The sequence below is a fragment of the Cupriavidus sp. HMR-1 genome, assembly GCF_000319775.1.
Lineage (GTDB): Bacteria > Pseudomonadota > Gammaproteobacteria > Burkholderiales > Burkholderiaceae > Cupriavidus > Cupriavidus metallidurans.
On the sequence record NZ_ANKP01000262.1, the window covers coordinates 1 to 19,001 of the forward strand.

Here is a 19,001-nt window from a genome sequence, read left to right on the forward strand (position 1 = left end):
GGCGCCGCCGGCGGCACTGGCGGGGCTGGTCGCCGTCATCGTGCTGCTGGGCGGCTGGGAGTTTGGTCGCCTGATCGGGTTGCGCGGGGCCTGGCCCTATGTGTACGCCGTAGCTTGCCTGCTGGTCCTGATCGGATGGCATGATGCGCCGCAGCGTGACGCGGTGACGTGGCTGCTGGAGGCGTCCCTGATTGCCTGGGGTGTGGCGCTGGTGCTGATGGCGCGCGGCGTGCGAACTGCCACCCCGGCGTTCACGGCGCTTGGCGTCGTTCTGGGGCTGATCATGCTGCCGGCCTTTGGTCACGCCGTCATGGTGCTTCGGGCTGCGGGCATTGGCGTGCTGCTGACGGCTGCCGTGCTGGTCTGGGCCGCCGATATCGGCGCATACTTCGTTGGCAAGGCCATCGGCAAGCGCAAGCTGGCACCCACGATCAGTCCGGGCAAGTCCTGGGAAGGCGCCATTGGCGGCTGGCTGCTGGCGATGATCGTGGCGCTCTCGCTGGCCGCGACGCACATGTTCGCCCCAACGTGGTACTCGTTGGTTGCCGACAAAGGCGGGCTGCGCCTCGTGGTTATTCTGACCACACTGCTGGTCGCGGCCAGTATTGTCGGCGACTTGTTCGAGTCGCTGCTCAAGCGCCAGGTCGGCATGAAGGACAGCAGCCGTTTGCTGCCCGGCCATGGCGGGATCCTGGACCGGATCGATGCGTTGATCCCGGTGTTCCCGCTGGCGGCTCTGCTGCTGGCGTGGATCTGAACAAATAATCTGATTTCGCATTCCAGCTTCTATGCAACGCATCACCATCCTCGGCGCTACGGGTTCCATCGGCGAGAGCACACTTGACGTGGTTCGGCGCCATCCGGATCGCTACACTGTGCACGCACTCAGCGCGCATCGGCAGGTCGACAAGCTGGCGGCCGCCTGCGTGGAGTTTCGTCCCGCGCGGGCCGTGGTAGGGTCGGCCGAGGCAGCAAGCGAACTTGAAGCCAAGCTGCGTGCCGCCGGTGTTCCCACCGAGGTGAGCTATGGCGAGGCTGCGCTTGAATCCATCGCCGAGGACGCTGGCACGGATGCAGTGATGGCCGCCATCGTCGGTGCGGCAGGCCTGCGATCCTCGCTGGCGGCTGCTCGGGCCGGCAAGCGTGTGCTGCTGGCCAACAAGGAATCGCTCGTGATGTCCGGCGGCATCTTCATGGATGCCGTGCGTGAGCATGGCGCCACGCTGCTGCCCATCGACAGCGAACACAACGCCATCTTCCAGTGCCTGCCGACCAGTGATCCGCGCTATGGCGCCGGGGTATCGAAGGTGCTGCTTACCGCTTCGGGCGGCCCGTTCCGCACGCGTGATCCGTCCACGCTGCACGACATCACGCCCGACCAGGCCTGCGCGCATCCGAAGTGGGTGATGGGGCGGAAGATCTCGGTCGATTCTGCGACGATGATGAACAAGGGTCTCGAGGTTATCGAGGCGCACTGGCTGTTTGGCGCGCCGGCCGAGAAGATCGAGGTGCTGATCCATCCGCAAAGCATTGTCCACTCGATGGTGGCCTACGCGGACGGCTCCGTGCTGGCGCAACTGGGCAACCCCGACATGCGGACACCCATCGCCTACGGCATGGCCTATCCGGAGCGGATCGACTCCGGTGTAACGGCGCTCGATCTCACGGTTGCCGGTGGCCTGCATTTTGAGACTCCGAACCTTGAGCGCTTCCCATGCCTTGGGCTAGCCTTTGATGCATTGCGTGCCGGCGGCGTGGCGCCCGCGGTGCTAAATGCAGCTAACGAGGTGGCCGTGGAAGCGTTCCTGAACGGCAAGATCCGCTTCACCGATATCGCTCGCGTGGTCGCAACCGTGCTGGAGCAGTCGGCGGAAGGATCGGCTGATACGCTCGAGGGCGTACTGGCTGCCGATTCAGCGGCGCGTCGCGGCGCGCAGGCGCAGTTGGGAAGCCTGGCTGGCCGTTGAACCAGTCCGCCGTGGGCAAAATCTGAAAAGGGTGATTTGCCATGCAAACCGTAGTTGCGTTCGTCGTCGCCCTCTGTATTCTGATTTTCGTGCACGAGATGGGGCACTACCTTGCCGCCCGCGCTTGCGGCGTCAAGGTGCTGCGCTTCTCGATCGGCTTTGGCCGCCCGTTGGCGCGTTGGGTCGGCAAGGGCCGTGACAAGACTGAGTGGACGCTGGCGGCAATTCCGCTGGGCGGCTACGTCAAGATGCTGGATGAGCGCGAGCGTGACCCGGAGACCGATCCGCCGATCGATCCCGCGGAATTGCCCCGTGCGTTCAATCGCCAGCCGGTAGGCAAGCGCTTTGTCATCGTGGCCGCCGGGCCGCTGGCGAATTTTTTGCTGGCCGTCGTGCTGTACGTGGTGCTGTTCGCGGGTGGGATGCGCGAGCCGGTGCCAGTGGTGGCCGCGCCGGCCGCTGGGACGCTGGCCGCGCAGGCTGGCGTGCGGGACGGGGATCGCGTGCTGTCGCTGACCGCAAGCGACCATACGGAAGCCGTACGCTCCTGGAATGATCTGCGCATGGCCGTGTTTTCGCAGGGCTTCGGGGATGCGCGGGCGGTACTGCGGGTGCGTGGCACCGATGGGGCGGAGCGCGATGTTACCTTGGCGCGCCTTCCGAATACTGGCGGAGATCCGGAGCAGGATCCGCTGGCCGTTCTGGGTCTGGCCCTCAAGGGCGGCCCGGTGACCATTACCGAGATCGTCCCTGATTCCGCGGCGCAGCGTGCGGGGCTCAAGGCTGGCGACAGGGTAGTGGCATGGGATGGGCAGCCCCTCACACAGGCCAGCGCGCTAATTCGTGGTGTCCGTGCCCGTCCCGGGCAGGAGGTCACGCTAGGTATCGAGCGGGCCGGGGAACGGATGGACGTCAAGGCGAAACTCGACGCCGCGCCAGCGCCCGAAGGCGAGGCCCGTGGCGGGTCTCAGGTCGGCAAGTTGGGCGCCGCGCTCAACCAGGCCGTCCAGACGGAGATCGTCCGGTACCCGCTGGTGCAGGCAGTGGCGCGGGCTGCGGACCAGGTTTGGAATACCAGTGCGCTGTCGTTGAAACTACTCGGCAAAATGCTGGTGGGGCAGGCGTCCCTGCAGAATTTGAGCGGGCCGCTGACCGTGGCTGACTATGCGGGGCGTGCTGCGAACATGGGCTGGCAGCCATTTATCAGCTTTCTGGCATTGGTAAGTGTCAGCCTCGGTGTACTGAATTTGTTACCTATTCCGGTTCTGGATGGTGGGCATTTGCTGTATTATTGCGTGGAATTTTTGACTGGCAGGCCTGTTCCAGACCATTGGCAAGCGATGCTGCAGAAGGTAGGCATCGCGTGCATCTTGCTCCTGACCTCACTCGCTTTGTTCAATGACGTCAGCCGACTGTTTCTGGCGCGCGGCTAATTTCGCGTAGCCGGAGCCCAAGTTGGCAGGGGGCGATCGTATCCCAGGGGAAGAACCTCGTCGGGATCGGGCAGCCGTGCCAGCATTGCCAGGCTTGGAGCCAATGCCCTGCATGAAATCGATGAGGAAGAGGGGATCGACTTTGATCAGAAATAAGCGCATCTCGCTGGGTCTACTGACGAGTGCCATTATTGCGGCTTGGAGCCCGGCGGGCTTCGCCGCCGATCCGTTCGTAGTCAAGGATATCCGTGTGGAGGGCCTGCAGCGCGTCGAGCCGGGCACGGTCTTCGGCTACCTGCCGGTTCGCGTTGGCGAAACGTTCACCGACGACAAGGGTGCGGACGCGATTCGCGCGCTCTATAACACCGGTTTCTTCAAGGACGTGCAGATCCGCGCCGAAGACGGCGTGTTGGTCGTCCAGGTCGAGGAACGTCCGGCGATCTCGCAGCTGGAGTTCGTCGGCATCAAGGAATTCGACAAGGACACGCTGCGCCGCTCGCTTCGCGCAGTTGGCGTAGCCGAGGCTCGTTATTACGACAAGGCACTGATCGACAAGGCAGAGCAGGAGCTCAAGCGCCAGTACGTGGCTCGCGGCTACTATGCCGCCGAGGTGCAGACCACCGTGACGCCTGTGGACCGCAATCGCGTGTCGGTGGTGTTCAACGTTGACGAGGGCCCTGTCGCCAAGATCCGCCAGATCAATATCGTCGGCAACAAGGCATTCAAGGAAAGCACGCTGCGCGATGAAATGCAGCTTTCCACGCCGAACTGGCTCTCCTGGTACACCAAGAACGACCTCTATTCGAAGCAGAAGCTGACGGCTGACCTGGAAGCGCTGCGTTCGTACTATCTCAACCGCGGCTACCTCGAATTCCAGATCGAATCGACGCAGGTGTCGATCACGCCGGACAAGAAGGACATTTACCTGACGCTGAATATCAGCGAAGGGGACCAATACAAGGTGTCCGACATCCGCCTGGCCGGCGAAACGCTCGGCAAGCAGGAAGAGATGGAGAAACTGCTGCAACTGAAGAAGGGCGACATCTTCTCGTCCGAAAAGCTGACGGCCAGCACCAAGGCCATTACGGACCTGCTCGGCACGTATGGCTACGCCTTTACGACGATCAACCCGCAGCCGCAGGTGGACAAGGAAAAGCGCGAAGTGGCGCTGACCCTGATGGTCGACCCGGGCCGCCGCGTCTACGTGCGCCGCGTGAATGTGGTGGGTAACAGCAAGACGCGTGACGAAGTGGTGCGTCGCGAGATGCGCCAGATGGAGTCGTCGTGGTTCGATAGCGAAAAGCTCCAGCAGTCGCAGGCGCGTATCAACCGGACGGGCTACTTCACTGACACCAACATCACCACCGAAGACGTGCCGGGCGCGCCCGACCAGGTCGACGTGAACGTGAACGTGACGGAGAAGCCGACCGGCCAGATCAGTCTGGGTCTGGGCTTCTCGTCGACCGACAAGCTCGTGCTGCAGGCAGGTCTGCGCCAGGACAACGTGTTCGGTTCCGGTACCAGCCTGGGCCTGGATGTGAACACGGCGAAGTCGTTCCGTACGATTGCGCTGACGCAATACGATCCGTACTTTACGGTTGACGGCATTAGCCGATCGACAGACATCTACTACCGTACGTCGCGCCCGTTGTACTACACCGGTGATCAGGACTACAAGATCGTCTCGGCTGGCGGTGGCTTCAAGTTCGGCGTGCCGTTCTCGGAGAACGATACGGTGTTCTTCGGCATCGGCTACGAGCGGACCCAGGTCTACACCTCGCCCAACACGCCGAACCAGTACACGGCCTGGCTGCAGAAGATCGGCAAGGCCAGCGGTGATCCGATCAACAACTTCCCGTTCACGATCGGTTGGGCACGCGATCGCCGCGACAGCGCGCTGATTCCGACCAAGGGTCCGTACACGCAGGCCAACCTGGAAGTGGGTGTTCCGGGTGGCGACACGCAGTACTATCGCGCAAGCCTGCAGCAACAGTATTTCTACCCGCTGTCGAAGTCCTTCACGCTGGCCTTCAACGGCGAAGTGGCCTATGGTCACGGTTATGGCAATACGCCGTTCCCGGTGTTCAAGTACTTCTACGCCGGCGGTATCGGCTCGGTGCGCGGCTACCAGACCAGCACGCTCGGTCCGAAGGACCAGAACGGCAACCCGGTGGGTGGCGCATCGAAGATGATCGGCAACGTGGAATTCGTGTTCCCGCTCCCGGGCTCGGGTGTTGACCGCACGCTGCGACTGTTCACGTTCTTCGACTTCGGTAACGTTTACCAGGAAGGGGCACCGCTTTCGTTCAGCGATCTGAAATACTCGACTGGTTTCGGTATGTCGTGGCTTTCGCCGATCGGCCCGCTGAAGGTTAGCATGGGCTTCCCGCTGAAGAAGGATGAAACTGACAAGGTTCAACGCTTCCAGTTCCAGATCGGTACTGCGTTCTGATCCCCACAGAGGATTTGTTTGATGAAAATTTACACTCCACTGGTGAAATCCCTGAGCGCGGCCGCGCTGGCCGCTGCGGCCTTGTGCGCGGCGGCCCCGGCGATGGCTCAGGAGGCGCGCATTGCTGCGGTCAACTCGGAACGTATCCTGCGCGATTCGCAGCCGGCGAAGGCTGCGCAGGTCAAGCTCGAGCAGGAATTCTCCAAGCGTGACCGTGAACTGCAGGATATGGCCCAGAAGATCAAGGCCATGGCTGACAAGCTCGACAAGGACACGGCCGTGCTTGCGGACGCGGACCGCCAGCGCCGTCAGCGCGAAGTGGCCGATCTCGATCGCGAATTCCAGCGCAAGCAGCGTGAGTTCCGCGAGGATCTGAACCAGCGCCGTAACGAGGAACTGGCACAGGTGCTGGAGCGTGCCAACCGCGTGATTCGTCAAATCGCCGAGCAGCGCAAGTATGATCTGATCGTTCAGGAAGCCGTCTACGTGAATCCGCGCATCGACATCACCGATGACGTGATGAAGGCGCTGAACGCCGGCAGCACGGGCAAGTAAGCGACGACGCCAAAGCGTCGTCTGCCGTTTCGATTCTCAAGGAAGTACTGCCATGAAGACACCCACACTGGGTCAGCTCGCCACCGAGAACGGCGCGCAGGTTGTGGGTGATCCCGACCTGGCCGTAGTCGGCCTGGCGCCGCTAGACCAGGCTGGTCCCGGCGACCTGTCTTTCCTCTCCAATCCGCTGTATTTGCCACAGGCGCTCGCCTCGGCCGCAGGCGCCGTCATCGTGTCACCGGCAGACCTTGAACGCATTCGTGCGGAAGGGCAAGCCGAACGGCGCAATTGGCTGGTGGCACGCAATCCCTACGTCTGCTTTGCCCGTGTTGCGCAGCGCTTCGACCGCGCCGCTAATGCCGATTCACGGACTGGGATCGATCCCCGTGCCAGCGTGGCGCCCGATGCGGTGGTCCCGGCATCGTGTTTTATCGGCCCCAACGTGGTGATCGAGTCCGGTGCCCGGCTCGGCGAGCGTGTTCGGATCCTCGCAAATGCCTTTATCGGCGCAAGCGCGGAGATCGGCGAAGATACGCTCATCTACGCCAATGTTTCTGTATATCATCGTTGCGTGATTGGCGCGCGCAACATCCTGCATAGCGGGGCGGTGATCGGCGCAGATGGCTTTGGTTTTGCGCCGGATATCGGGCCGACGGGTGTCGAGTACGTCAAGATTCCCCAGGTGGGGCGCGCGGTGCTCGGCAACGACGTGGAGATTGGCGCCAATACGGCCGTGGATCGTGGCGCGATGGCTGACACCGTGATCGAGGACGGTTGCAAGATCGACAACCAGGTGCAGATCGCGCATAACGTGCACGTGGGGGCGCACACCGTTATCGCGGGAACGGCTGCGGTTTCGGGCAGCACGAAGATTGGCCGGTTCTGCGTGATCGGCGGCGCGGCCAACTTTTCTGGCCATTTGAATATCGCTGACCGGACCACAGTGTCCGGCGGTACGTCGATTACCAAATCGATTACTAAACCCGGTGGGCATTACACGAGCGTGTTCCCGTTCACGTCGCATGGCGAATGGGAGCGAAACGCGGCAATCGTACGTGGCTTGTCAAAGCTGCGCGAACGTGTCGTGCAACTGGAACGCAGGCTGCGCGGTGAAAACAACGCCCCCGCACAGAACAAACAAGACGAAGAGAAATCATCATGACCGCATCCGAAATCGATATCCGCAAGATCCTGAAGCTGCTGCCGCATCGGTATCCGATCCTGCTGGTCGACCGTGTGCTCGAGTTCGAACCGCAGAAGCGGATCAAGACGCTGAAGAACGTGACGATCAACGAACCGTACTTCATGGGCCACTTCCCGGACCAACCCGTGATGCCGGGCGTCATGATCCTCGAGGCGCTGGCTCAGTCCGCAGGTCTTCTGACGTTTGGCGCCGATATGGAACGCAAGGAAGGTGCGTTGTATTACTTCGTCGGGATCGACGGCGCGCGCTTCAAGCGCGTGGTGTATCCGGGCGATCAGCTTCACCTGAACGTGACCGTGGAGCGCTACATCCGCGGTATCTGGAAGTTCAAGGCCAGCGCGACCGTGGACGGTGAGGTGGCCTGCGAGGCCGAACTGATGTGCACCGTGAAGCAAGCCGAAGGCTGAGCACGGACCCCAAGCAGAACAGACCACAGGACAGCACGTATGACGCAAATCCATCCTACCGCACTAGTCGATCCGAAGGCGGAACTGGCTGACGATGTTACCGTCGGCCCGTTTTCGATCGTCGGCCCGAATGTGCGGATCGGTAGCGGCACGCGGATCGGTTCCCATACCACGGTCGAAGGCCACACCACGATCGGCGCAGGTAACCGCATTGGTCCGTATGCCTCCGTGGGCGGTGTGCCGCAGGATATGAAGTACGCCAACGAGCCGACGCAGCTCGTGATCGGCGATCGCAACACGATTCGCGAATTCACGACGATCCATACGGGCACCGTGCAGGATCGCGGCGTGACCAGTCTCGGTAACGACAACTGGATCATGGCCTACGTGCACATCGCGCACGACTGCTCTGTGGGCAACCACACGGTGTTCTCCAGTAACGCGCAGATCGCCGGCCACGTGGAAGTCGGGGACTGGGCAATTCTGGGCGGCATGAGCGGCGTGCACCAGTACGTCCGCATCGGTGCTCATGCGATGCTTGGCGGTGCTTCGGCATTGGTGCAGGACGTGCCGCCCTTCGTTATCGCGGCCAGCGACAAGAATGGCAACAAGGCGACCCCGCACGGCATCAACGTCGAAGGTCTGCGTCGTCGCGGATTCGATGCCGGGCAGATCGCGGCGCTGCGTCAGGCGTACAAGTTGTTGTACAAGTCTGATCTGAGTTTCGACGATGCGCGGGCGGAAATCACGGCGATGCTCGGTCAGGTAGACGCCACTACCGCTGTGCCGCTGCAGGCGTTCGTGGAGTTCCTGGCCGCGACCCAGCGCGGTATCGTTCGCTGATTCCGGCGCGACATGGTCGACACCGTGCAGGCCGTGCTTCCCGCCGATGCGGGTGCTAATGGGAACAAGCGAGGTAGTATCGCCATGGTTGCCGGTGAGGCATCTGGCGACTTGCTTGCTTCGCTGCTGCTGGAAGGCCTGCGTGCGAGGCTTGGCGAATCGGTGGATTACGCCGGTATCGGTGGCCATCGCATGATGGCGCAGGGATTTGTCTCGCATTGGCCGATGGAAACGCTATCGGTCAATGGCTATGTCGAGGTACTGGGCTCGCTACGCGAAATTCTGGCCACGCGGCGTGAGATTCGCGAGCAATTGCTGGCGCGACCGCCGCTATGCTTTATCGGCGTCGACGCTCCCGATTTCAACTTCGGTCTGGAAGTGCCGCTGCGCCGCGCGGGCATTCCGGTTGTCCATTTTGTCAGCCCGTCGATCTGGGCCTGGCGTGGAGGCCGCATCCGCACGATAGCGCGGGCCGTAGACCATATCCTCTGCCTGTTCCCGTTCGAGCCCGAGATCTATGCGAAGGCTGGCATTCCGGCAACCTACGTCGGCCATCCGCTAGCTGACGTAATCCCGATGGTGCCCGACGTTGCGGGTGCGAGGGCGAAGCTGGATTTGCCGGAAGGCAAACGAATCGTGGCGGTGTTGCCTGGCAGTCGACAATCAGAGGTGCGCAACCTCGGCGCGACGTTCTTCGCCGCGATGGACCGTATGCACCGCATGGACGGCAACCTCGCTTTCGTGCTGCCTGTTGCCAGCGCACCGCTGCGGGAGATTGTTGCTGGCTTGCACGCGCAGTATCCGGATATCGACCTGACCGTAGTTGACGGCCAATCGCATCTTGCGATGGAGTCCGCCGATGTTGTGCTGCTTGCAAGTGGCACGGCAACGCTCGAGGCCGCGCTGTACAAGAAACCCATGGTGATCTCGTACAAGGTGCCCTGGCTGACGGCGCAGATCATGAAACGGCAGGGTTATCTGCCGTATGTCGGGCTGCCTAATATCCTGTCGGGACGCTTTGTTGTTCCCGAACTGCTACAGGACGATGCGACGCCGGAGGCGTTGGCACGCGAGACGCTGCTGCAACTCAATGACGAGGGCAATATCGCCTTCCTGCGGCAGCATTTCACGACGATGCACGAAACCCTGAAGCGCGACACGGCGAAGCTGGCTGCCGGCGTGGTCGTCGATCTGATGCGCAGCCGTGGAGTGGTCTGATGGCGCGAACGAAAGCTGCGGCTTCTAGCCAGTTGGGCCTGGAACTGACTCAAACCGTTGCCGTGGTGCAGCGCTTGTGTGGGGTCGATGAGGCTGGGCGTGGCCCTTTGGCGGGTCCCGTTTACGCTGCGGCTGTGGTGTTGAATCCCGCGCGGCAAATCCGCGGTTTGGCCGATTCGAAGATCCTCAGTGCGGAAAAGCGCGAGGCACTGTTCGATCGCATCTGCGAACACGCGCTGGGATGGCATATCGCATCCGCGTCGGTTGAGGAGATCGATTCGATCAATATCCTTCACGCATCGATGCTCGCGATGCAGCGGGCGGTGCAGGGGTTGGCCGCGAGCGGTGTCATCCCCGATCTCGTGCAGGTCGATGGTAATCGTTGTCCGCAGGTGGCGTTCCCGGTCGAGGCTATCGTCAAGGGTGATGCCAAGGTACGGGCAATTTCCGCGGCTTCGATCCTGGCGAAGGTGGCGCGCGATCGTGAACTGTTGAAGCTGCACCAGGAGTACCCTGAGTACGGGTTCGACTCTCACTTTGGCTACCCGACGCCACAGCATTTCACCGCGCTCGAACAATTCGGCGCGACGCCGCATCATCGGCGTTCGTTTGCGCCGGTGCGCAAGGTGCTTGAGCGTGGCATGGTGCGCACCATGTCGTCCGAAGCGCCGCCTTTCTGAGGCAGACCTTTGAAGCATGTCACTTCGCGCGACAACGCGCTGTTCAAACAGTTGAAGGCCCTGACGGGGTCCACGCACCAGCGCCGCAAGGCGGGGCAGTCCGTGCTCGATGGCATCCATCTCGCGCAGGCCTATGTGGCTGCGCTTGGGCAGCCCGCGAGCTGCGTGGTGAGCGAGCGCCATTATGACCACGCTGAGGTGCGCGCGCTGCTCGAGAAGATCGACTCGGACAAGCTGGTTGTATTGGCTGATGCGTTGTTCGAGCAGATCAGCAGTGTGGTCAACGGTGTCGACCTGATGCTGGTGATCGATACGCCGGCCGGCCATCTCCCGGCAAGCATCGATACCGATTGCATCATTCTGGATGGTCTGCAGGATGCGGGCAACGTAGGCTCGATTCTTCGAAGCGCTGCGGCCGCTGGCATTCCACATGCGTTCCTGACCAAAGGTTGCGCATTCGCGTGGTCGGTCAAGACGTTGCGCGCCGGTATGGGCGCGAACTTCCACTTGAATATCGTCGAGCATTGCACGCTTGAAATGCTTGAGAGCCGGCTGGCAGTGCCGTTACTGGCGACGTCATCCCATGCGGACGCGGCGGTGTTCGATACAGATCTGCGTCAGCCGGTTGGCTGGGTGGTTGGCAATGAAGGGGGAGGAGTCAGCCCCGAGTGGATGGCGCATGTTTCCCGTACGGTTGGCATTCCGCAGCCTGGAGGATTGGAGTCGCTGAATGTGGCCGCCGCAACGGCAGTCTGCCTGTTTGAAGCCGTCCGGCAACGCCGCGCTAGCGGCGGTTAGCACGGACGCCAAGTGTCTTGGCGGTGGGCTGAGTTATCTGGCTCGCCAGGCAGCTGGTTGTCCGGTGCCGGCGGGCTGATCTGCATTCTGGGACACCAACTGACGTAGCAGATCCGCTACGGTGTCGAGTTTCTGGTCGAGCCTGGTTTCGAGGCGCTCCAGTTTCGAATCGAATCTTGTCTCGAGGTGCTCGAGCTTCAAGTCAAACCTCGACTCGAGGCTCTCGAAACGATCGTCAATCCGCTTGAACCGCTCGTCGAATTTGTCGAGGCGCTGCTCGACCCGATTGAATCGCTGCTCCGTGGCAGCCTGATGGGAGTCCAGCCGAGTATTGATTGCCCTGACTTCGGCTGAAACGGTCTTGATGTCCGCAGCGATCAGTGCCCGCGAATGGCTGGACGAATACTCGATGATGGCGAAGATTCCGGCCAACGACAGTGCGACACCGCTGAAGACCATCCCCGCAGCCTTCAGGGCGTGAGAAGAGCTCGAATACGCCAGATAGTTTGGCGCCTTCCGGGCCTGCAGCCCTGTTTGGCGGAAGAGGCTGACGATCTGCTGTCATGAAGAACATCTATCCGATGTAGGCATGTTGGAATAGCCTTCATCGTGCCCCTATCGGTGCAGCGCCGATAGGGGACGATTCTGAAAACGCCGCCGCTATTAATAGTTGTCCCGGTCGACCTTGATTTCCTGGAGGATCGTCGTGGCAATCTCTTCGATCGACTTGTGCGTCGACGACAGCCACTTGATGCCTTCGCGGCGCATCATCGACTCCGCTTCATTGACTTCGTAGCGGCAGTTCTCCACGGCTGCGTACTTGCTGCCCGGACGCCGCTCGTTGCGGATTTCCGTCAGACGTTGCGGATCGATGGAGAGGCCGAAGATCTTCTGCTTGTATGCATACAGCGCCGAGGGCAGGCGGCCTCGCTCGAAATCGTCAGGAATCAGCGGATAGTTCGCCGCCTTGAGGCCGTACTGCATCGCAAGATACAGGCTGGTCGGCGTCTTGCCGCTGCGCGACACGCCAACCAGGATCACATCGGCGTCTTCGAGGTTCTTGTGCGACTGGCCGTCGTCGTGCGCCAGCGAGAAGTTGATCGCCTCGATACGGTTCTTATAAGCCTCGGTGTCCGCATTCTGGTGGAAACGGCCGATGGCATGGGTGGATTTCAGGCCCAGTTCCTTCTCGAGTGGCTCGATGAAGGTCTGGAACATGTCGAGGATCATCGCCTTGGCCCGGCGAATCGCCTTGTTGGATTCGGCGTTGACCAGCGTGGTGAACACGATCGGCGGAACGCCCTCGTTATAGAACGCCTCGTTGATCTTGCCGACGGCCACATGTGCCTTTTCGGGCGTATCGACAAACGGCATACGCACTTTGCGGAACCGCATCTCGAACTGGGCCAGGATCGAATGGCTGAATGTTTCGGCTGTGATGCCGGTGCCATCCGACACGATAAAGACCGTGCGCACGGCAGGGCGATTCGTGGCGGGGACCTCAGCGGACTGAGCGGTGGCGTCGGTCGCGCCAGAAGCGGCCGTGGGCTGTGCCAGCGGTTGTGTGCCTTCAGGCGTTTCGGGCAGGGACATGTCTGAACAATTATTTGAAGCCGCGGCTACGCGAAAGTGCGATGCGGCACGGTAGAATAGCGGCGATCTTTTGGCTAAGCAATTCCGCCAATGCCGGCCAGGCAACGATTTGAGGCCGGATTGTCGACAATGTGCACTGCAGCATCAGTGCCGCCGATAGCACACGGAATTGCTCAGCCAAGCGATCCGCCGGGAACAGAACGCCAACAATATGCCGGTCGGTGCAAAAGATTTCTTACTTTGTTTTGAGGCTTTTATGACCAACCAGGTAGATACCGGCGCCTACGTGCTGCCGTTCGAGCAGCTACGGATGCAGGACGTGGAAGTTGTCGGCGGCAAGAACTCGTCGTTGGGGGAAATGATCTCCCAGCTCGCCGGTGCCGGCGTTCGCGTTCCGGGCGGTTTCGCCACGACCGCGCTCGCATTCCGCGACTTTCTTGCGCACAACAACCTGACCAGCCGCATCTCCGAACGTCTGAAGACGCTCAACGTCGACGACGTCAAGGCCCTGGCGGAAGCCGGCGCCGAGATTCGTGGCTGGGTAGCCGCGGCGCCGTTCCAGCCGCGTCTGGAGGCGGAGATCCGCGAGCATTACGCACGCGTGTCGGCTCGCGAAGGTGCCGAGGCATCGTTCGCAGTGCGTTCCTCGGCCACGGCCGAGGATTTGCCCGATGCATCGTTCGCCGGCCAGCAGGAGTCATACCTCAACGTCAGCGGCATCGACGACGTGCTGGACAAGATCAAGCACGTGTTCGCCTCGCTCTACAACGACCGCGCTATCTCGTACCGCGTGCACAAGGGCTTTGCGCATGACGTGGTGGCGCTCTCCGCCGGCGTCCAGCGCATGGTGCGTTCGGATCTGGCGTCCTCGGGCGTGATGTTCACGATCGATACCGAATCGGGCTTCCCCGATGTGGTCTTCATCACGTCGAGCTACGGCCTGGGCGAAACGGTTGTGCAGGGCGCGGTGAACCCGGACGAGTTCTACGTCTTTAAGCCGATGCTGCAAGCGGGCAAGTACCCGATCATCCGCCGTTCGATCGGTTCGAAGCTGATCAAGATGGAATTCACGAAGCCGGGCGAAGCTGGCCGCGTGAAGACCGTGGACGTGCCGCCTGAGCTGCGCAATCGCTATTCGATCACCGATGACGACGTGGCCGAACTCGCGCGTTACGCAATGATCATCGAGAAGCACTACGGCCGTCCGATGGACATCGAGTGGGGCAAGGACGGCAAGGATGGCAAGATCTACATCCTGCAGGCCCGCCCGGAGACCGTGAAGAGCCAGTCGGCCGGCAAGGCCGAGCAGCGCTTCAAGCTCAAGGGCACGGCGCCGGTGCTGACCAGCGGTCGTGCGATCGGCCAGAAGATCGGTACGGGTCCGGTGCGCGTGATCAACGATCCGTCCGAGATGGAACGCGTGCAACCTGGTGACGTGCTGGTGGCCGACATGACCGACCCGAACTGGGAGCCGGTGATGAAGCGCGCTGCGGCAATCGTGACCAACCGTGGTGGCCGTACCTGCCACGCTGCGATCATCGCGCGCGAACTGGGCGTGCCCGCTGTTGTGGGTTGCGGCGATGCGACCGACTTGCTGAAGGATGGCACGCTGGTGACGGTGTCTTGCGCCGAAGGTGACGAGGGCCGGATTTACGATGGCCTGCTCGAAACCGAAGTGACCGAGGTCCAGCGTGGCGAGATGCCCGAGATCGCGACCAAGATCATGATGAACGTTGGCAATCCCCAGCTTGCGTTCGACTTCGCGCAGATTCCGAACCACGGCGTCGGCCTGGCCCGCCTCGAGTTCATCATCAACAACAACATTGGTGTTCACCCGAAGGCGATCCTCGACTATCCGCAAGTCGATGCCGACCTGAAGAAGGCCGTGGAATCGGTGGCGCGTGGCCACGCCAGCCCGCGTGCGTTCTATGTCGACAAACTGGCGGAAGGCATTGCGACAATCGGTGCCGCGTTCTATCCGAAGCCCGTGATCGTGCGCCTGTCGGACTTCAAGTCGAATGAGTACAAGAAGCTGATCGGCGGTTCGCGCTACGAGCCGGACGAAGAGAACCCGATGCTGGGCTTCCGTGGTGCTTCGCGCTACATCTCCGAGGACTTCGCCGAAGCGTTCGAGATGGAATGCAAGGCCATGAAGCGCGTGCGCGACGAGATGGGCCTGACCAACGTCGAGATCATGGTGCCGTTCGTGCGTACGCTGGGCCAGGCCGAGCGCGTGATCGAACTGCTGGCCAAGCACGGCCTGAAGCGCGGTGAGAACGGTCTGCGCATCATCATGATGTGCGAAGTGCCGTCCAACGCGATCCTGGCCGAGGAGTTCCTGCAGTTCTTCGACGGTTTCTCGATCGGCTCGAACGACCTGACGCAGCTGACGCTGGGTCTCGATCGTGACTCGGGCATGGAACTGCTTGCGAAGGACTTCGACGAGCGTGATCCGGCAGTGCGTTTCATGCTGCAGCGCGCCATTTCGACGGCGCTGCGCCTGAACAAGTACGTTGGCATCTGCGGTCAGGGCCCCTCGGATCATCCGGACTTCGCGGTCTGGCTGGCCAACGAAGGTATCAAGTCGATCTCGCTGAATCCTGATTCTGTGGTCGAAACCTGGCAGCAACTGGCTTCGTGAGGCATTTCGCGTCACAATAGAGAAGATCACGTATAGACGGCACTTGGCCTTCGGCCAGCGTGCCGCGTGACACCGGCCCTGCGGCAGGTGTTCCATCTGCCCCCGCAGACGCCGTAGGCGTTTGGCGGGGGTTTTTGTTTTTGCGGGTGGGGTGTCTTGTTTCCTCCGGGAAAGGAGCGGGATGACGTCGTACTACCTTTGGTTTGCCGTTGCGGTCGTGCTGGTGATTGCGGAGATGGCGACGGGGACCTTCTATTTGCTGATGATCGCCCTCGGGGTTGCCGCGGGCGGTGTGGCGGCGCTGCTGGGTGCTGACGAGCCAATACAGACGGTCGCCGCCGCGCTGGTTGCGATCGTTGGCATCGTGTTGTTACGCCGCACGCGTTTCGGCAAGCTGAAGCGCCGCGACGCCGCATCCAATCCGGACGTCAATCTCGATATCGGTCAGGAACTCGAAGTGCCCGCCTGGGACGATTCCCGTCGCGCGCGCGTGCCCTACCGCGGCGCGGATTGGACCGTGGAGCTGGCGCCGGGCGCCGAGCCGAAACCGGGCCGCTATCGCATTGTCGAAGTCCGTGGCGCCACGTTGATCGTGGCGCGTCACTACACGGCCTGACTTTTTCCGCATTACCCAGTCGTCAATCCTTTCGAAGGGAGTCGTATATATGCTTGCCTATCAGCTAGGTTTGTTTCCGCTGATCCTGCTCATTGGCGCCATTGTGCTGATTGCGAAGTCGGTCAAGATCGTACCGCAGCAGCACGCGTGGGTACTGGAGCGTCTGGGGCGCTATCACGCCACGCTGACACCGGGTCTTACCGTCGTCGTGCCTTTCATCGACCGAGTGGCCTACAAGCACATCCTCAAGGAAATTCCGCTCGATGTGCCGAGCCAGGTTTGTATTACGAAGGACAACACGCAATTGCAGGTGGATGGTGTGCTGTACTTCCAGGTAACCGACCCGATGAAGGCGTCTTATGGCTCGAGCAATTTCGTGGTGGCCATTACGCAACTGTCACAGACCACGCTGCGCTCGGTGATCGGCAAGCTGGAACTCGATAAAACCTTCGAGGAGCGCGAGTTCATCAACCACAGCGTGGTCAATGCGCTGGATGAGGCCGCGGCAAACTGGGGCGTGAAGGTGTTGCGCTACGAGATCAAGGATCTGACGCCGCCCAAGGAAATTCTCCATGCCATGCAGGCGCAGATCACTGCCGAGCGCGAAAAGCGCGCGCTGATTGCAGCATCGGAAGGCAAGCGGCAGGAGCAGATCAATCTGGCGTCTGGCGCGCGCGAGGCGGCGATTCAGAAGTCAGAGGGTGAAAGGCAGGCGGCTATCAATAAGGCCCAAGGTGAGGCGTCCGCGATTCTGGCCGTGGCCGAGGCAAATGCGCAGGCGATCGAGAAGATCGGTCACGCGATCCGGGGCGAGGGCGGTTCCGAGGCAGTCAGCCTCAAGGTCGCGGAGGAGTATGTGGCGGCGTTTGGCAACCTGGCCAAGCAGGGCAACACATTGATCGTGCCGGGCAACCTTGGCGAGATGAGTTCGATGATCGCGTCCGCGCTGCAGATTGTGAAGGGCCAGAAGACGGAGAAGGCCGTCTGAGTGCCGCATGGGACCAATAGGTAGTAGGTCGGCAGAAACAAAAACGGAGGCTCATGCCTCCGTTTTTGTCTATGGCTTATCTGGCGCTGCCATCATTCCTTCACGCCACCCTTCATGATGCGAGCCTTCTCGCGATCCCAGTCGCGGTTCTTTTCTGTTTCGCGCTTGTCAAACTGCTTCTTGCCCTTGGCCAGCCCGATCTCGCATTTGACGCGGCCGCGCGTGTAGTGCAGATTCAGCGGCACCAACGTATAGCCGCGCTGCTCGACCTTGCCGATCAGCTTTTTGATCTCGTCGGCCTTCAGCAGCAGCTTGCGCGTGCGCACAGGGTCCGGGTTGATGTGGGTGGAGGCGCTTTGCAGCGGGCTGATATGGGCGCCGATCAGGAACATCTCTGCGTCGCGCACCACGACGTAGCCTTCCTTGATCTGCACGCGCCCGGCGCGAATCGCCTTGACCTCCCAGCCTTCGAGCACGATCCCGGCCTCATAGCGCTCTTCGATGAAGTAGTCGAAAAAGGCCTTCTTGTTGTCAGCGATCGTCATGCGGGAAGTGGTTCCTGAAGGTATTTGTCGCGCCGGTCTTGGGCGACAGCGTAAGTCAGCCGGGGTGGGTGCGGCGGCGCCGGACGTGCCGTACGCGCGGCTGTCGGCTAAAATTGCGATTTTAGCAAACGCCCCGGCCCCGGCCCAGCCCGCCGGTGCCCTGTAATCCGAATACATGGCAGACGTCCATAAATCCGTCCTGCTCGGCCACTCGGCCGAACAGATGTACGATCTGGTCACCCGCGTGGAGGACTATCCCAAGTTTCTGCCGTGGTGTGGCGGCGTGGAGGTGTTCGAGCAGACCGATACGCTGCTCGATGCCAAGATCCATATTCATTTCAAAGGGATCAAGCAGTTCTTCCACACGCGTAATGCTCAGGAACGTCCGTCCCGCATTGATATGACGTTCGCCGACGGGCCTTTCAAGGTCTTCAATGGCTCCTGGCGCTTCACGCCGCTGCGTGAGGATGCGTGCAAGATCGAATTTCACCTGCATTACGAGTTCTCCAGCGTCTTTCTGGAGAAGATCATCGGGCCGGTATTCAGCGTGATCGCCAATACCTTTGTTGATGCCTTCGTCAAACGCGCCGAGGTGGTTTATGCCGACAACGCCAACAACGGCTGAGGTGGGCGGTCTGGTGCGCCTGTCCGTTTGCTACGCGCGGCCGGATACCGTGTTCCTGAAGGAGTTGGATGTTCCCGCGGGGACGACGATCATCGGTGCGATCGAGGCCAGTGGCCTGACGCAAGCCTGTTCCGAGGTTGATCCGAGCACGCTGCGCGTTGGTGTCTACGGCAAGCTCAAGACGCTGGATACCCCGGTAAGGCAGGGCGATCGCGTGGAAGTGTATCGTGTGCTGACTGCCGACCCGAAGACCGCGCGGCGCAAGCGGGTTCAGAGGACGCGAGCGTCCGGCACGCGCGAGGGCCAGAAATGGCTGCGTGGAGGCGGGCAGGGCGCCTAAGAGGCACTATCAAAATGATTCTGGCGTCGTTGCGCGGCCTTGCCGTACCACTTGTACTGTCTGCGGCCGCGCGCCTAGCCAGAACCGCTTCGCTTC

Annotated in this window: 19 protein-coding genes; 16 read left to right on the forward strand and 3 right to left on the reverse strand. The window is 61.5% G+C overall.

The features are described 5' to 3' along the window. The 11 genes from D769_RS28790 to D769_RS28840 all read left to right on the forward strand — a co-directional run. Positions 1-757, forward strand: a 757-nt coding sequence (locus tag D769_RS28790) for a CDP-archaeol synthase (RefSeq protein ID WP_008652046.1), incomplete at its 5' end; no start/stop codon positions are given. Positions 758-788: 31 nt separating this feature from the next. Beyond that, positions 789-1,967, forward strand: a complete 1,179-nt coding sequence (gene ispC, locus D769_RS28795) for a 1-deoxy-D-xylulose-5-phosphate reductoisomerase (RefSeq protein ID WP_008652047.1) — start codon at positions 789-791, stop codon at positions 1,965-1,967. 41 nt (positions 1,968-2,008) lie between these two features. Then, positions 2,009-3,400: an RIP metalloprotease RseP gene (gene rseP / locus D769_RS28800; RefSeq protein WP_008652048.1), complete on the forward strand. Its 1,392-nt coding sequence runs from the start codon at positions 2,009-2,011 to the stop codon at positions 3,398-3,400. 112 nt (positions 3,401-3,512) lie between these two features. Beyond that, the gene (bamA, locus tag D769_RS28805) at positions 3,513-5,852 is read left to right on the forward strand and encodes an outer membrane protein assembly factor BamA (RefSeq protein ID WP_175582359.1); all 2,340 of its coding nucleotides are present in this window, start codon (positions 3,513-3,515) and stop codon (positions 5,850-5,852) included. Positions 5,853-5,873: 21 nt separating this feature from the next. Then, positions 5,874-6,407 carry an OmpH family outer membrane protein gene (locus D769_RS28810; protein ID WP_008652051.1) on the forward strand — a complete coding sequence of 178 codons (534 nt, stop codon included), beginning with the start codon at positions 5,874-5,876 and terminating at the stop codon, positions 6,405-6,407. Between the two features lie 52 nt (positions 6,408-6,459). Continuing rightward, positions 6,460-7,569, forward strand: coding sequence for a UDP-3-O-(3-hydroxymyristoyl)glucosamine N-acyltransferase (lpxD, locus tag D769_RS28815; RefSeq protein WP_008652052.1), 1,110 nt, complete (start codon positions 6,460-6,462; stop codon positions 7,567-7,569). Beyond that, on the forward strand, positions 7,566-8,018 hold the full coding sequence (gene fabZ / locus D769_RS28820) for a 3-hydroxyacyl-ACP dehydratase FabZ (protein ID WP_008652053.1): 453 nt from the start codon (positions 7,566-7,568) through the stop codon (positions 8,016-8,018). Before lpxD ends, fabZ begins: the two co-directional genes overlap by 4 nt. A 39-nt stretch (positions 8,019-8,057) precedes the next feature. Next, positions 8,058-8,861 (forward strand): acyl-ACP--UDP-N-acetylglucosamine O-acyltransferase, encoded by an 804-nt coding sequence (gene lpxA, locus D769_RS28825; RefSeq protein ID WP_008652054.1) that lies wholly within the window; start codon positions 8,058-8,060, stop codon positions 8,859-8,861. A 12-nt stretch (positions 8,862-8,873) separates the two neighbouring features. Beyond that, positions 8,874-10,079 (forward strand): lipid-A-disaccharide synthase, encoded by a 1,206-nt coding sequence (lpxB, locus tag D769_RS28830; RefSeq protein WP_008652055.1) that lies wholly within the window; start codon positions 8,874-8,876, stop codon positions 10,077-10,079. After that, positions 10,079-10,759: a ribonuclease HII gene (gene rnhB, locus D769_RS28835; RefSeq protein WP_008652057.1), complete on the forward strand. Its 681-nt coding sequence runs from the start codon at positions 10,079-10,081 to the stop codon at positions 10,757-10,759. Before lpxB ends, rnhB begins: the two co-directional genes overlap by 1 nt. 9 nt (positions 10,760-10,768) lie before the next feature. Beyond that, on the forward strand, positions 10,769-11,557 hold the full coding sequence (locus D769_RS28840) for an RNA methyltransferase (protein ID WP_008652058.1): 789 nt from the start codon (positions 10,769-10,771) through the stop codon (positions 11,555-11,557). A gap of 33 nt (positions 11,558-11,590) precedes the next feature. Here the strand turns inward: D769_RS28840 and D769_RS28845 are convergent, their stop codons facing one another. Continuing rightward, positions 11,591-12,016 (reverse strand): hypothetical protein, encoded by a 426-nt coding sequence (locus tag D769_RS28845; protein WP_008652059.1) that lies wholly within the window; start codon positions 12,014-12,016, stop codon positions 11,591-11,593. 204 nt (positions 12,017-12,220) lie between these two features. Next, entirely contained in the window at positions 12,221-13,150 is a 930-nt protein-coding gene (locus tag D769_RS28850) for a pyruvate, water dikinase regulatory protein (protein WP_008652060.1), read from the reverse strand. Positions 13,151-13,406: 256 nt separating this feature from the next. On the opposite strand from D769_RS28850, the gene ppsA reads away from it, so the two are divergent. The 3 genes from ppsA (at position 13,407) to D769_RS28865 (ending at position 17,395) form a co-directional block, all read left to right on the forward strand. Next, on the forward strand, positions 13,407-15,791 hold the full coding sequence (gene ppsA / locus D769_RS28855) for a phosphoenolpyruvate synthase (protein WP_008652062.1): 2,385 nt from the start codon (positions 13,407-13,409) through the stop codon (positions 15,789-15,791). Between the two features lie 181 nt (positions 15,792-15,972). Continuing rightward, positions 15,973-16,407 (forward strand): NfeD family protein, encoded by a 435-nt coding sequence (locus D769_RS28860; RefSeq protein WP_008652063.1) that lies wholly within the window; start codon positions 15,973-15,975, stop codon positions 16,405-16,407. 49 nt (positions 16,408-16,456) lie between these two features. Further along, positions 16,457-17,395, forward strand: a complete 939-nt coding sequence (locus D769_RS28865; RefSeq protein ID WP_008652064.1) for an SPFH domain-containing protein — start codon at positions 16,457-16,459, stop codon at positions 17,393-17,395. 92 nt (positions 17,396-17,487) lie between these two features. On the opposite strand, the gene smpB is transcribed toward D769_RS28865, so the two are convergent. Continuing rightward, positions 17,488-17,940 carry an SsrA-binding protein SmpB gene (gene smpB / locus D769_RS28870; protein ID WP_008652065.1) on the reverse strand — a complete coding sequence of 151 codons (453 nt, stop codon included), beginning with the start codon at positions 17,938-17,940 and terminating at the stop codon, positions 17,488-17,490. Positions 17,941-18,115: 175 nt separating this feature from the next. Between smpB and D769_RS28875 the strand changes: the two genes are divergently transcribed. Both D769_RS28875 and D769_RS28880 read left to right on the forward strand, forming a co-directional pair. Further along, on the forward strand, positions 18,116-18,565 hold the full coding sequence (locus D769_RS28875) for a type II toxin-antitoxin system RatA family toxin (protein WP_008652066.1): 450 nt from the start codon (positions 18,116-18,118) through the stop codon (positions 18,563-18,565). Further along, a complete protein-coding gene (locus tag D769_RS28880) occupies positions 18,540-18,905 on the forward strand; it encodes an RnfH family protein (protein ID WP_008652067.1) in 366 nt (121 codons plus the stop codon). The genes D769_RS28875 and D769_RS28880 overlap by 26 nt, the downstream gene beginning before the upstream one ends. The last annotated feature ends 96 nt before the right edge of the window (positions 18,906-19,001 follow it).

Excerpts from the sequence above, each read along its gene's own strand:
- D769_RS28875 (WP_008652066.1), top strand. The coding sequence starts at position 18,116 with ATGGCAGACGTCCATAAATCCGTCCTGCTCGGCCACTCGGCCGAACAG.
- smpB (WP_008652065.1), bottom strand. The coding sequence starts at position 17,940 with ATGACGATCGCTGACAACAAGAAGGCCTTTTTCGACTACTTCATCGAA.
- lpxA (WP_008652054.1), top strand. The coding sequence starts at position 8,058 with ATGACGCAAATCCATCCTACCGCACTAGTCGATCCGAAGGCGGAACTG.
- ispC (WP_008652047.1), top strand. The coding sequence starts at position 789 with ATGCAACGCATCACCATCCTCGGCGCTACGGGTTCCATCGGCGAGAGC.
- D769_RS28810 (WP_008652051.1), top strand. The coding sequence starts at position 5,874 with ATGAAAATTTACACTCCACTGGTGAAATCCCTGAGCGCGGCCGCGCTG.
- rseP (WP_008652048.1), top strand. The coding sequence starts at position 2,009 with ATGCAAACCGTAGTTGCGTTCGTCGTCGCCCTCTGTATTCTGATTTTC.
- ppsA (WP_008652062.1), top strand. The coding sequence starts at position 13,407 with ATGACCAACCAGGTAGATACCGGCGCCTACGTGCTGCCGTTCGAGCAG.
- bamA (WP_175582359.1), top strand. The coding sequence starts at position 3,513 with ATGAAATCGATGAGGAAGAGGGGATCGACTTTGATCAGAAATAAGCGC.
- D769_RS28845 (WP_008652059.1), bottom strand. The coding sequence starts at position 12,016 with ATGGTCTTCAGCGGTGTCGCACTGTCGTTGGCCGGAATCTTCGCCATC.
- D769_RS28850 (WP_008652060.1), bottom strand. The coding sequence starts at position 13,150 with ATGTCCCTGCCCGAAACGCCTGAAGGCACACAACCGCTGGCACAGCCC.
- D769_RS28880 (WP_008652067.1), top strand. The coding sequence starts at position 18,540 with ATGCCGACAACGCCAACAACGGCTGAGGTGGGCGGTCTGGTGCGCCTG.
- lpxD (WP_008652052.1), top strand. The coding sequence starts at position 6,460 with ATGAAGACACCCACACTGGGTCAGCTCGCCACCGAGAACGGCGCGCAG.
- fabZ (WP_008652053.1), top strand. The coding sequence starts at position 7,566 with ATGACCGCATCCGAAATCGATATCCGCAAGATCCTGAAGCTGCTGCCG.
- rnhB (WP_008652057.1), top strand. The coding sequence starts at position 10,079 with ATGGCGCGAACGAAAGCTGCGGCTTCTAGCCAGTTGGGCCTGGAACTG.
- D769_RS28860 (WP_008652063.1), top strand. The coding sequence starts at position 15,973 with ATGACGTCGTACTACCTTTGGTTTGCCGTTGCGGTCGTGCTGGTGATT.
- lpxB (WP_008652055.1), top strand. The coding sequence starts at position 8,874 with ATGGTCGACACCGTGCAGGCCGTGCTTCCCGCCGATGCGGGTGCTAAT.
- D769_RS28865 (WP_008652064.1), top strand. The coding sequence starts at position 16,457 with ATGCTTGCCTATCAGCTAGGTTTGTTTCCGCTGATCCTGCTCATTGGC.